Origin of the sequence: Pseudomonas cichorii, assembly GCF_015471405.1 — a bacterium.
GTDB lineage: Bacteria > Pseudomonadota > Gammaproteobacteria > Pseudomonadales > Pseudomonadaceae > Aquipseudomonas > Aquipseudomonas serbiensis.
The window spans coordinates 266854-279166 of sequence record NZ_BLVZ01000005.1; the positions used below are offsets into that span (position 1 = coordinate 266854).

The window sequence follows — 12313 nt, forward strand, 5'->3', positions numbered from 1 at the left end:
TTTGTATCGCGAACGAACCGACTACAGCGACAAGGTCACCAGAACCCCGCCTTCAACATTTCCGACATGCAGTTCGCCGCCATGCAATTGCACGACCTCTTCGACGAAGTTGAGCCCCAGCCCGGTGCTCTTGCGGCCACTGTGCGGTCGGGGCAGTGAATAGAAACGTTCGCAGAGACGCGGCAAGGCGTAATCGGGAATGGGTGCTGCGGTATTGAAGAGAGTGACGCGAATACGCTCACCGATTCGCTCGGCCGCCAGACGCAAGGTCCCGCCCGCCGGCGTGAAATCCAGAGCGTTGTCCAGCAGGTTGGCCAGCGCCTGACGCAACAGGAATCGCTCGCCCAACAGATACAGGTCGGTGCCGATCAGTTGCTCGATCTGTAAACCCTGGCGTTCGGTGCGAACACCGCGCTCGCCCAACAGTTCATCGACCAGCTCTGCCAGCGGCACGGCCACTTTCTCTTCCAGGCCCTGACGCTGCTCGACCATGGCCAGGTTGAGCAAGCGTTCGATCAATTGCTGCATGCGCTCGCTTTCACCCTCGATATTGCTGACGAAGCGCTGGCGCTGCTCGGCGGGCATTTCATCCTGCAATAACTCGGCAGCACCGCGAATCGCTGCCAGCGGGCTTTTCAGCTCGTGGGTCAGCGTATGCACATAACGCTCGACATAGGCCTTGCCTTCCAGTTGGGTGCGCATGTGTTCGACCGCTGTAGATAACTGCTCCAGCTCGCCACCGCGATAATGCGGCAGCTCGGCACGACGCCCTTCACTGACCGCCTGGGCATAGTCGGTCAGGCGGCGTAATGCCGAGCTGAGCCACCAGGAAAACAGCGCGCCCAACAACAGGCCCAGGATGATCAGGCCGATGCCGTACCACAGCAGACGACGCTCGGCCCGGTCCACATAGGGTTGTAGCGAACTGTTGGGCTTGGCCACGGTAACGACGCCGATGATCGTGTCGTTGTCGCGAATCGGCGCTCCGACATACATCACCGACGAGTTGGTGTCCTCGGGATCGCTGCGGGTCGAACGGGCACCGTATTCGCCACGCAAGGTCAGGTAGACATCGTTCCAGCGCGAATAATCCTGCCCCGTCGCTTCGCCGATGGAATCGAACAGCACGATGCCTCTGGCGTCGGTAACGTAGATGCGGTTATTGACCTGAGTCTTGGGCAAACCCCAGATTTTCGCGGCCGGCTGGCGCAGGCCGTAAGCCTTGAGCGCATCGGGAAAACGGCTCTGGTTCAGGGTGCCGTGGCTGACATCGTTCTGGAGTATTTCAGCCAGCAGGTTGGCAGTGTCCACCAGCGTTTCTTCGGTGGACTGACGCACGCCGGGGCGCACTTCTTTCATGACCGTACTGAGCACGAAATAGCCGGTCAAGGCGATGAACACCGCATAGACCAGGAAAATCCGGATACTCAGGGACATCAGCTGTGGCCTGGGCTGTAGCTGTAACCGAGGCCACGATGGGTCTGGATCGGCTCTGCATCGGCGGCAACAAGACGCAGCTTTGCACGCAGGCTTTTGATATGGCTGTCGATGCTGCGCTCATAACCGGCATCGCACGCCACGCCCAGCGCGTCGAGCAATTGCTCGCGGCTGAATACCCGTTCGGGTTGCTCCAGCAGGCACTGCAACAAGCGGAACTCATGCCGGGTCAGGCTCAAGGCCTGGCCACGATAAGTGATCTGTACGCGCTCGCGGTCGACTTGAAACACTTCGTTGTCGCTGCCTGCCGCCGTGGCCGTGCGAGGCAGCATGCGCTTGAGGATAGCCCTGACCCGCGCCGCCACTTCACGAGGGCTGAACGGCTTGACCACATAATCGTCAGCGCCGATTTCCAGGCCTACGACCCGATCGATTTCGCCATCCCGGGCACTGAGGAACATGACCGGGACGTCGCTGAAACGGCGCAATTGCTTGCAGGCCTCAAAGCCGGTGATATCCGGCAAGCCAATGTCGAGAATGATCAGGTCGGCCGGTGTGCCGCGTTGATGCTCGACCGCCGCCTGACCGAGGCCCAGCCAGGTCGTGGTAAAACCCTCGCCTTGCAGCGCATAGACCAGCGTGTCGGCTATCGCGGCCTCGTCTTCGACAATCAAAATATGCGGCATGGCATCCGGGCGCTTGAGATAAGGCCGCAAGGATTCGCGATTTCAGCCCTCGACGTCAATCAGCAATCGGGTTTGTCAGCGGTATAGCGACGCGCCGGGTTTACCGCTGCATCGAACTCGCGCAAGGCCTTGGCGCCGATCAGCAAGGGGTAGTTGAAGTGGCTGCGATCCACCAGATTCACTTCGACAGTGCGCTTCTTGTTGCCCAGGCACAGTTCAAGGTCAACAACAGGACGTTTGGTGGGGTCGATGACTTCATCGTCGTCATCGCCTTCCGAGCGGCCCTTGATCTTGCTGATACGCGAAACCTTGTGCTCATGGACCTTATTGTCCGCGTCCTTGGTGGCCAGACGGAAACGTACCCAGTCCTCGCCATCATGCTGGAACAACTCGATGTCCTTGGCCGACAACGACGCAGTCAGCGCACCGGTGTCCATCTTGGCCTTGAAGGTCTCGCCGATCTCGGGAACCTTGATGTTTTCATAGCGACCATACAGCGTCGGTTCGGCGGCCATGACAGGCAACGCCAGCAGGGACAATAGCGCCAGAATCGGTTTCACGTGGCAGGTTCCTCGCAATGTGCAGCGTCTTATTGACGCCCGGTTTTAGACAGCGAACTTGAAGTTTGTTCGGAGATGATCAGCATAATCGTCAGCGCGTGAAACATTTGTAAGCACCTGTGTAATTGGCGTCACAGATCAGTGTCTCTATCATTGCCAACCTTGAAGAGACTCAAGAGATCCTTATGCGTCGTGTGCTTGCTGGCTGTTTCGTCACACTGCTTCTGCTGATCAATACCCTCGTACTGATTGGCCCGCTACTGGTTTTCGCGCTGCTCAAACTGTTGTTTCAGGGCCACATGCGTGATCACTGCTCAGCGGCAGTGATGTGGATTGCCGAAACCTGGGCCGAGATCAACAAGCTCATCTTTGGCGCATTCACTCCGACCCGGTGGGAAATTCGTGGCCATGAAGGCCTGCGCAGCGATACGTCTTATCTGCTGATCTGCAACCATCAGTCATGGGTCGATATTCCGGCCTTGATCCAGGCGCTCAACCGCCGCACGCCGTTCTTCAAGTTCTTCCTGAAAAAGGAACTGATCTGGGTGCCGTTCCTGGGGCTGGCCTGGTGGGCACTGGATTATCCGTTCATGAAGCGCTACAGCAAGGCGTTCCTGGCAAAGCACCCGAAACTCAAGGGCAAGGATCTGGAAATCACCAAATCCGCCTGCGAGCTGTTCAAGCGCCAGCCGGTGACCATCGTCAATTATCTGGAAGGCACACGTTTCACCAAAGCCAAGCATGCGGCCCAGGCATCGCCCTACCGCAACCTGCTCAAACCCAAGGCCGGAGGTGTGGCGTTCGTGCTGGCTGCCATGGGTGAACAACTGGATGCGATTCTGGATGTGACGGTGGTGTATCCGGGTTCACGGATTCCGGGGTTCTGGGACATGCTGTGCGGGCGAGTGCCCAAGGTGATCGTCGACATCAAGACCCGCGAACTGGACCCGGCCCTGTGGCAGGGCGACTACGAGAGCGATCCGGTGTTTCGCGAGAAGATCCAGAACTGGGTCAACCAGCTCTGGATCGAAAAGGATGCGCACATCAGCGCATTGCGTACCGAATCAGCTACCGGCGCCCCATAGGCCGCTCAGGCTCTGCAATGCGGAGCCGCTGGCACCTTGCTGACCGAGGTATTGCAGGATCACCGGCACAAACTGGCTGACCATGCTGCTGTCCATACCCAGCGCCTTGAAGGCATTGTTCACGTCGCCCATGCTTTGCACGTTGCCGAGTGCGCTGTTGAGCACCGAATTGCTCCCGGATTTATCGCCACCACCCAGCAGGCTGCCAAGCCCGCTGCCACCCAGACTGTCCAGGGCCGAAACGCCCGATAGTTGATTCAAACCCGGAACGGATTGGGTCAGTTGCGAGTAATCGGCACCGGTCAGTTTGTTCTTCGCCAGCCCAAGCAAGGCGCCCGTGCCGCCAACGGCCTGTTCCGGGGTAACGTTCAGTTGTGTGCCAAGGGCATTGAGCAGGCCTGCGGCTTCAGGTGCCGCAGTGGCTTTCTGATTACCGCCTGTGGCGTTGGAAACCGCATTCGCTGCGTCATTCAGATTGAACGCAAAAGCCGGGCTTGCCGCCAGGGCCATCAATGTAGCAAGTGCCATACCGCGAGCAGTATTCATTACAGTCAACCTCTAACCGAAACCATCCAGTGGTGGATGATAAAACAGACGGTTTGACTGGAGGATGGAGGGCTTGTTCCCGGATGTAACGGCTGAAGGGTGGTTCTTTCCCATGAAGACGTGCCGTCTGTGATGATGCCGTCGCGGCCAAGCCCCTCCCTCGGGGGCATTGGCCGCGACAGGGCTCAGGCGGCGCTGAACAGTTTGTGCGGATCGATCACGAATTTCTTCGGCACGCCCGCATCGAACTCGCCGTAGCCACGTGGCGCGTCATCCAGGCTGATGACTTCGACACCCACCACATCGGCGATCTTGATGCGATCCCACATGATGGCCTGCATCAATTGACGGTTGTACTTCATGACCGGCGTCTGGCCGGTATGGAAGCTGTGGGACTTGGCCCAGCCCAGACCGAAGCGGATGCTCAGGCTGCCCATTTTCGCGGCAGCATCCACAGCGCCCGGATCCTCGGTAACGTACAGGCCGGGAATACCGATCTTGCCGGCAACCCGCACCACGCCCATCAACGAGTTGAGAACCGTGGCCGGTGCTTCGGACTGCGCACCTGCATGACCATGGCCACGCGCTTCAAAGCCCACGGCATCGATGGCGCAATCCACTTCAGGCTCGCCCAGCAGCGCGGCGATCTGCTCATGGAGCGGCGTATCCAGCGACAGGTCGGCAATCTCGAAACCCTGAGCCTTGGCATGAACCAGTCGCGTCGGATTCACATCCCCCACAATCACCACCGCAGCGCCCAGCAAGCGTGCCGAAGCGGCAGCCGCCAGACCAACAGGCCCGGCACCGGCGACATATACGGTGCTGCCAGGGCCGACACCGGCCGTGACGGCGCCGTGATAACCGGTTGGCAAAATGTCGGAGAGGCATGTCAGGTCGCGAATCTTTTCCATGGCCGCATCGCGGTCAGGCAGCTTCAGCAGGTTGAAATCGGCATAAGGCACCAGTACGTATTCAGCCTGGCCACCGACCCAGTCTCCCATATCGACATAACCATACGCCCCACCAGCACGCGCCGGGTTGACGGTCAGGCAGACGCCGGTGTGCTGCTCCTTGCAACTGCGGCAACGACCGCACGCCACGTTGAACGGCACGGATACCAGATCGCCGACCTTTAGATTTTCGACATCGCGCCCGGCTTCGAGCACTTCGCCAGTGATTTCATGACCGAGCACCAGCCCGGTATGGGCAGTGGTACGACCGCGAACCATATGCTGGTCCGAGCCGCAGATGTTGGTGGAAACAACGCGCAGAATGACTCCGTGTTCGATGCGCTTGCCTCTTGGATCCTGCATTTTCGGGAAAGGAATTGTTTGCACCTCGACCTTGCCAGCGCCTAGATACACCACACCGCGATTACCAGACATGCTTTCACCTCTGTATTTTGTTGTTGGAAAAAAGAGGGGTTAGCTGCAAGTGGCAAGCTTCAAGCGGCAAGAGGATCTCGCCAGCCTTCAGCTTGCTGCTTGTAGCTTTTCGCTTTTCACTTGCAGCTTAAAACTTGCAGCTTGCAGCTTCAGAGCACTACCGTCCTGTTCGCATTCAAGAACACCCGCCGCTCAATGTGATACCCGACGGCGCGTGCCAGTGTCAGTCCTTCGATATCCCGGCCTTTGGCAATCAGGTCTTCGGGATAATGGCTGTGGTCTACCACTTCGACTCCCTGGGCAATGATCGGACCTTCGTCCAGGTCGTTGTTGATGTAATGCGCCGTGGCGCCAACCAGTTTCACGCCCTTGTTGTAGGCCTGATGGTAAGGCTTGGCCCCCTTGAAGCCCGGCAGCAGCGAGTGATGAATGTTGATCGCCTTGCCGTCGAGCTTGCGGCACAGGTCCGGTGACAGCACCTGCATGTAACGGGCAAGGATCACCAGTTCCGCGCCGGACTCTTCAATGACCTGCCAGACCCTGGCCTCTTGAGAAGGCTTATCGTTCGGGTCGAGTGGGAAATGGTAGTACGGAATTCCGTGCCAGCCAGCCAGAGGCTCAAGATCGGGGTGATTGGAGACCACCGCGACCACATCCATGGACAGTTGATTGATGCGCTGGCGGTAGAGAAGATCATTCAGGCAGTGATCGGCCTTGGAGACCATGATGACGACTTTTGGCCGGTAGTTCGGGGCAGTCAGCTCGAAGATCATGCCAAACGCTTCGCCGCGCTCGGTCAGGCCAGAGCGAAATGCAGCCTCATCGAAACCGTCAGGCTGGCGGAACTCGACGCGAATGAAAAAACGTCCCGACAACCGATCATCGAACGAATGGTGCTCGGTGACATAGCAGTCCTGCTCGAACAGATAGCGGGTCACCGCATCCACCGTCCCCAGCACGCTGGGGCAATCGGCAGTCAGAATCCATGTATCGGGGGCGCGACTCATATAAAAGAGACTCCTGCCTCATCAATTGTGATCTGTGGGAGGGAGCTTGCTCGCGACAGCGGTTTTCCAGACAACAAAAATATGTCTATGGCCCGCTATCGCGACTAAAACGGATCGCCGCTCGGCCGCTCCTACGCCTTGATGCTCAACCCATATTCGGCACTGGCATCCTGCAACCACAGCCACCAGTAATCCGAGAAGCTGCGACGGATCAACAACTCCCAGCTTTCTTCGCCCGTGCGGCGGATCACCAATTGCGACTTGGCGAACACAGTGCCGACGGCCTTGCCTACCGGGAAGTTGTCGGGGTGTACGTCATAGCTGGTGGACTTCATCAGCACTTCACGGACCTTGGGACCGGTCAGTTCCAGGATGGATTGGCCACCGCTGACATTCACCACCGAGATATGCAGCCCCGCCAGCGCTTCGCGCAGACGCTGCTCGGTCGCGAACTCCTCGCCTGTGGGCACGATCAGCAGCCACTCATCCGGGCCGAGCCATTGCAGCGAGCTTTCGCCACTGCTTACCAATGTGAGCGCGGCAGGCAGTTCCATGCCCAGAGCCTTGTGAACTCCGGCAGCAAACGCCGGATCACGGGCGTCGCCACGAAGGGTCAGATGGCCGAGCAGTTTCTTCTCGCGCAGCGTGACGCCGGGATTGGCGCGGCCTTTGCCGACCAGACTGCCGAGGTCGGCGTGGAACAGCGGCGATTCAGCCTTTACGCCCGCTTCGGGGCGCTGTTGGTATACGTTGACTGTGGTCATGGGACACCTGTCATGAATTCTGTTTTGTACTTGTAGGAGCGAATCGGGCGGCGCTCCGCTTATTCGCGAATGAATTCGCTCCCACGGTGTTATCAAGACCGCGTTTTACTCAACGTTCTGCTGATCGCCTTTCGGGTCGAAGAACACCGAAGAAACGATTTCGGCTTCGATCACGCTGCCATCGGCCAGCGGTGCAAAGACCCGCTCGCCCATACGTTGCAAGCCGCCCTTGACCACACCCAGCGCGAACGAATAACCCAGTGAGTTGTGGGCATAGCTGGAAGTGACGTGGCCGACCATCGTCATCGGAATCGTCTGTTGGGTGTCGAAGACCAGTTGCGCGCCTTCCGGCAGCCATTTGGTCGGATCGACCGGTTTGAGGCCCACCAGTTGCTTGCGTTGTTCACGCACACAATCTTCGCGATTCATGCCGCGCCAGCCGATCCAGGAGAACGGTTTGGTACGGCCCACGCACCAGCCCATGTTCAGGTCGTCCGGGGTCATCGAGCCGTCGGTATCCTGACCAACGATGATGAAACCCTTCTCGGCCCGCAGCACGTGCATGGTCTCGGTGCCGTAAGGCGTCAGGTTGTACTTCTTGCCGGCCTCGACGATCTTTTCCAGAACGCCCATGGCGTAATCAGCCTGGATGTTGACCTCGTAGGACAGCTCACCGGTAAAGGAAATACGGAACACCCGCGCCGGCACGCCAGCAACGAGGCCTTCCTTCCAGGTCATGAACGGAAACGCTTCACGGCCCAGATCGATATCGGTCACTTCACTGAGCAGCTTGCGGCTGTTGGGGCCGGACAGCGTCAGGGTCGCGTAATGGTCGGTAACCGAGGTGAAATACACCTTCAGGTCCGGCCATTCGGTCTGCTGATAGATTTCCAGCCATTGCAGAACGCGAGCAGCGCCGCCCGTGGTGGTGGTCATGATGAAGTGGTTGTCAGCGACGCAGGCTGTAACACCATCGTCGAAGACCATGCCGTCTTCCTTGCACATCAGGCCGTAGCGCGCCTTGCCCACATCCAGTTTGGTCCAGGCGTTGGTGTAGACGCGGTTGAGGAACTCCCGGGCATCCGGGCCTTGAATGTCGATCTTGCCCAGGGTCGAGGCATCCAGCAGGCCGACACTTTCGCGCACAGCCTTGCATTCACGGGCGACGGCGGCATGCATGTCTTCGCCGTTTTTCGGGAAGTACCAAGGACGTTTCCACTGGCCGACATCTTCAAATTCGGCACCGTTCTTGAGGTGCCAGGCATGCAGAGCGGTAAAGCGCACGGGCTCGAAGATATGCCCGCAATGGCGACCGGCCACAGCACCGAAGGTCACCGGCGTGTAGTTCGGGCGGAACATGGTGGTGCCCATCTCGGGGATGGAAACCTTCAGCGAATGGGCAGCAATGGCCAGACCATTGACGTTGCCAAGCTTGCCCTGATCGGTGCCGAAACCCAGTGCGGTGTAGCGTTTGACGTGTTCGACCGACTCGAAGCCCTCGCGGGTCGCCAGTTCGATGGCTGCGGCGGTGACATCGTTCTGCAGATCCACGAACTGCTTGGGCGCACGGGCCGTGCCTTTTTCGTGAGGTACATGGAACAGCGCCAGCGCAGGCTCTTCTGCGCGGCTCAAAGCCTTCGGCATGATGCCTTCCACGGCCTTGAAGCCTGCTTCGCTGGCAGCACGAGCACCGCCTTCAAAGCCGTCGGCCAGCGTATCGGCCAGACTGTAAACACCGTTCACACCGCCGACGCACACACGTTTCTGCGGCGCTTCGCCCGGAACGAAACCGAGGATGTCTTCACGCCAGACCGGCTTGCCACCCAGATGCGAAGCCAGGTGTACGATCGGGCTGTAACCACCGGAGCTGGCAACCAGATCACATTCCAGCCATTCGCCGGGGCTGGTGACGCTCAGTGTCTTGACGTCGATGGCGGCAACACGGGCAGCAGACACCCGCTTGCTGCCACGGGCTTCGATCACGGCGCTGGACGTCAGGATACGAATACCCTTGGCCCGCGCCTCTTCGACCAGCGGGCCACGCGGGTTGTGGCGCGCATCGGCAATCGCCACCACTTGCAGGCTGGCGTCGATCCAGTCCAGAGCAACGCGGTAGGCGTGGTCGTTGTTGGTGGACAGCACCAGCTTGCGGCCCGGAGCCACGCCATAACGACGAACATAAGTGGAAACCGCACCGGCCAGCATGTTGCCCGGCACATCGTTGTTGCCGTAAACCAGTGGCCGCTCATGAGTACCACTGGCCAGCACGACACGCTTGGCGCGTACGCGATGCATGCGCTGACGTACCATGCCGAGTGGCGCACGATCACCCAGGTGATCGGTCAGGCGCTCATGAATGGTCAGAAAGTTGTGGTCGTGATAGCCGTTGACCGTGGCGCGAGGCAGCAGGGTCACGTTCTTCAGGCCCTTGAGCTCGTCGATAACAGTAGCGACCCATTCAGCAGCCGGTTTACCGTCAAGGCTCTCGCGGCTGTCGAGCAGGCTGCCGCCGAACTCTTCCTGCTCATCGGCCAGAATCACCCGTGCGCCACTGCGCGCAGCAGCCAGGGCAGCAGCCAGACCGGCAGGCCCGGCACCGACGATCAGCACGTCGCAGTGCTGGTTCATCGCATCGTAAGTGTCCGGATCGTTCTCGGTCGGCGAACGGCCAAGGCCGGCTGCCTTGCGGATGTACTTCTCGTAAGTCATCCAGAACGATTGCGGGTACATGAAGGTTTTGTAGTAGAAGCCCGGTGGCATCAGCTTGCCGCCGACCTTGCCGAGAATCCCCATCACGTCATTGTTCACACTCGGCCAGCCGTTGGTGCTGGTCGCAACCAACCCTGAATACAACGCCTGCTGCGTGGCACGCACGTTGGGTATCTGGGTCGCTTCGGTCGCGCCGATCTGCAATACCGCGTTCGGCTCTTCGGAGCCAGCCGCAAAAATGCCGCGAGGCCGGGAATACTTGAAGCTGCGGCCGATGATATCCACACCGTTGGCCAGCAGCGCAGCGGCCAGGGTATCCCCCTCGAAACCCTGATAAGACTGACCGTTGAAGGTGAAATTCAGCACCTTGCTACGGTCGATACGGCCACCGTGGGGCAGTCGGTTTGTCTGGCTCATGCCTTGTCTCCCTTGGCCGTGAACTGTGGCTTGGTGCCAATCGGATAGGTTTCCAGAATCTCGTAGGTCACGGTGTCGCGGGTGGCATTGAAGTACTGGCGGCAACCGGCAGCGTGAATCCACAGTTCGTGGTGCAGGCCACGTGGGTTGTCACGGAAGAACATGTAGTCGCCCCACTCTTCATCAGTGCAGGCGTTCGGGTCCAGCGGACGCGGGATATGCGCCTGACCGGAGCCGTGGAATTCCTCTTCGGAGCGCAGTTCGCCACAGTGAGGACAGAAGATATGCAACATGAAAAGCTCTCCTTCTTAAAACCTCGTGAGAACGTAGCGAGCGAAGGTAATACAAGGCAAAAACAGGCGAGAAAGCGGAGTTTAGAATTCTAAATGAGCATTTCTCGCCTGTTTTTAACGCCGTATTACCGAGCGCAGTAGTTCTCACGTGGTTTTTGTTAGTGGGCGACCGCGGCAGCACCGTGCTCATCAATGAGAGCGCCATTGTGGAAACGCTCGATGGAGAAAGGCTTGGCCAATGGGTGCATTTCGCCCTTGGCAAGGCTGGCGGCAAACACGTTGCCTGAGCCGGGAGTTGCCTTGAATCCACCGGTGCCCCAACCGCAGTTGAAGAACATGTTCGGTACGGGAGTCTTGGAAATGATCGGGCAGGCGTCCGGCGTGGTATCGACGATGCCACCCCACTGGCGGTTCATGCGCACTCGCGACAGCACCGGGAACATTTCGACGATGGCCTGGATGGTGTGCTCGATCACCGGGTACGAACCGCGCTGGCCGTAGCCGACCCAGCCGTCGATACCGGCACCGATCACCAGGTCGCCCTTGTCGGACTGACTGATATAACCGTGAACGGCGTTGGACATGATCACGCTGTCGATGATGGGCTTGATTGGCTCGGAAACCAGCGCCTGCAACGGATGGGATTCAACCGGCAGACGGAAGCCTGCCAGTTTCGCCATGTGCCCGGAGTTACCGGCCGTCACCACGCCGACACGCTTGGCGCCGATGAAGCCCTTGTTGGTTTCTACACCGATGCAGACACCGTTTTCCTTGCGGAAACCGATCACTTCGGTCTGCTGGATCAGGTCCACGCCCAAGGCATCGGCGGCACGGGCAAAACCCCAGGCCACGGCATCGTGACGGGCAACGCCGCCACGGCGCTGGACCGTTGCGCCGATGATCGGATAACGGGTGTTCTTCGAGCAGTCCAGGTACGGAATCTCTTCGGCAACCTGTTTGCCATTAAGCAGTTCGCCGTCCACACCGTTCAGGCGGTTGGCGCTGACCCGACGCTCCGAGTCGCGCATGTCTTGCAGCGTGTGGCACAGGTTGTACACGCCACGCTGGGAAAACATGACGTTGTAGTTCAGGTCCTGAGACAGGCCTTCCCACAGCTTCATTGCATGCTCATAGAGATGAGCCGACTCGTCCCACAGGTAGTTGGAACGCACGATGGTGGTATTGCGCGCCGTGTTACCGCCGCCCAGCCAGCCTTTCTCGACCACGGCCACGTTCTTGATGCCGTGCTCTTTGGCCAGGTAATAGGCCGTCGCCAGACCATGACCGCCACCGCCGACGATCACGACGTCGTAGACTTTCTTGGGCGTCGGCGTGCGCCACATGCGCTGCCAGTTTTCATGATGGCTGAGGGAGTGTTTGAAAAGGCCGAAGCCTGAGTAATGCTGCATGAAAGGCTACTCCTG

General features: G+C 59.2%; 11 protein-coding genes. 1 reads left to right on the top strand and 10 read right to left on the bottom strand.

Features of this window, described 5'->3' with window-relative positions; translation table 11 throughout:
* Positions 1 to 21: 21 nt before the first annotated feature.
* From creC to rloA2, 3 genes are read right to left on the bottom strand one after another with little or no spacing between them, the layout of a single operon-like run.
* Positions 22 to 1437 (bottom strand): two-component system sensor histidine kinase CreC, encoded by a 1416-nt coding sequence (creC, locus tag JL015_RS09310; protein WP_201018257.1) that lies wholly within the window; start codon positions 1435 to 1437, stop codon positions 22 to 24.
* Positions 1437 to 2123, bottom strand: a complete 687-nt coding sequence (gene creB, locus JL015_RS09315; protein ID WP_201001648.1) for a two-component system response regulator CreB — start codon at positions 2121 to 2123, stop codon at positions 1437 to 1439. The genes creC and creB overlap by 1 nt, the downstream gene beginning before the upstream one ends.
* 59 nt (positions 2124 to 2182) lie before the next feature.
* The gene (gene rloA2 / locus JL015_RS09320) at positions 2183 to 2683 is read right to left on the bottom strand and encodes a retropepsin-like aspartic peptidase RloA2 (protein WP_201018258.1); all 501 of its coding nucleotides are present in this window, start codon (positions 2681 to 2683) and stop codon (positions 2183 to 2185) included.
* Positions 2684 to 2868: 185 nt separating this feature from the next.
* Here rloA2 and JL015_RS09325 point away from each other — a divergent pair, with 185 nt between their 5' ends.
* Positions 2869 to 3768, top strand: coding sequence for an acyltransferase (locus JL015_RS09325; RefSeq protein ID WP_201018259.1), 900 nt, complete (start codon positions 2869 to 2871; stop codon positions 3766 to 3768).
* On the opposite strand, the gene JL015_RS09330 is transcribed toward JL015_RS09325, so the two are convergent.
* The 7 genes from JL015_RS09330 to JL015_RS09360 form a co-directional block, all read right to left on the bottom strand.
* Positions 3748 to 4314: a DUF2780 domain-containing protein gene (locus tag JL015_RS09330; protein ID WP_201001645.1), complete on the bottom strand. Its 567-nt coding sequence runs from the start codon at positions 4312 to 4314 to the stop codon at positions 3748 to 3750. The two genes, JL015_RS09325 and JL015_RS09330, sit on opposite strands and share 21 nt — an antisense overlap.
* Positions 4315 to 4499: 185 nt before the next feature.
* The gene (gene fdhA, locus JL015_RS09335) at positions 4500 to 5699 is read right to left on the bottom strand and encodes a formaldehyde dehydrogenase, glutathione-independent (RefSeq protein ID WP_201018260.1); all 1200 of its coding nucleotides are present in this window, start codon (positions 5697 to 5699) and stop codon (positions 4500 to 4502) included.
* Between the two features lie 149 nt (positions 5700 to 5848).
* Complete coding sequence (purU, locus tag JL015_RS09340) at positions 5849 to 6706, bottom strand: formyltetrahydrofolate deformylase (RefSeq protein WP_201018261.1); 858 nt, start codon at positions 6704 to 6706, stop codon at positions 5849 to 5851.
* 131 nt (positions 6707 to 6837) lie between these two features.
* A complete protein-coding gene (locus JL015_RS09345) occupies positions 6838 to 7470 on the bottom strand; it encodes a sarcosine oxidase subunit gamma (RefSeq protein ID WP_201018262.1) in 633 nt (210 codons plus the stop codon).
* 105 nt (positions 7471 to 7575) lie between these two features.
* Positions 7576 to 10596: a sarcosine oxidase subunit alpha gene (locus JL015_RS09350; protein ID WP_201018263.1), complete on the bottom strand. Its 3021-nt coding sequence runs from the start codon at positions 10594 to 10596 to the stop codon at positions 7576 to 7578.
* Entirely contained in the window at positions 10593 to 10889 is a 297-nt protein-coding gene (locus JL015_RS09355) for a sarcosine oxidase subunit delta (protein ID WP_201001638.1), read from the bottom strand. Before JL015_RS09355 ends, JL015_RS09350 begins: the two co-directional genes overlap by 4 nt.
* 158 nt (positions 10890 to 11047) lie before the next feature.
* Positions 11048 to 12298: a sarcosine oxidase subunit beta family protein gene (locus JL015_RS09360; RefSeq protein WP_201018264.1), complete on the bottom strand. Its 1251-nt coding sequence runs from the start codon at positions 12296 to 12298 to the stop codon at positions 11048 to 11050.
* Between the last annotated feature and the right edge of the window lie 15 nt (positions 12299 to 12313).

Bases quoted from the DNA above. Each gene is read 5' to 3' on its own strand.
- creC (WP_201018257.1), bottom strand. From the start codon at position 1,437: ATGTCCCTGAGTATCCGGATTTTCCTGGTCTATGCGGTGTTCATCGCC.
- creB (WP_201001648.1), bottom strand. From the start codon at position 2,123: ATGCCGCATATTTTGATTGTCGAAGACGAGGCCGCGATAGCCGACACG.
- JL015_RS09325 (WP_201018259.1), top strand. From the start codon at position 2,869: ATGCGTCGTGTGCTTGCTGGCTGTTTCGTCACACTGCTTCTGCTGATC.
- JL015_RS09330 (WP_201001645.1), bottom strand. From the start codon at position 4,314: ATGAATACTGCTCGCGGTATGGCACTTGCTACATTGATGGCCCTGGCG.
- fdhA (WP_201018260.1), bottom strand. From the start codon at position 5,699: ATGTCTGGTAATCGCGGTGTGGTGTATCTAGGCGCTGGCAAGGTCGAG.
- purU (WP_201018261.1), bottom strand. From the start codon at position 6,706: ATGAGTCGCGCCCCCGATACATGGATTCTGACTGCCGATTGCCCCAGC.
- JL015_RS09345 (WP_201018262.1), bottom strand. From the start codon at position 7,470: ATGACCACAGTCAACGTATACCAACAGCGCCCCGAAGCGGGCGTAAAG.
- JL015_RS09350 (WP_201018263.1), bottom strand. From the start codon at position 10,596: ATGAGCCAGACAAACCGACTGCCCCACGGTGGCCGTATCGACCGTAGC.
- JL015_RS09355 (WP_201001638.1), bottom strand. From the start codon at position 10,889: ATGTTGCATATCTTCTGTCCTCACTGTGGCGAACTGCGCTCCGAAGAG.
- JL015_RS09360 (WP_201018264.1), bottom strand. From the start codon at position 12,298: ATGCAGCATTACTCAGGCTTCGGCCTTTTCAAACACTCCCTCAGCCAT.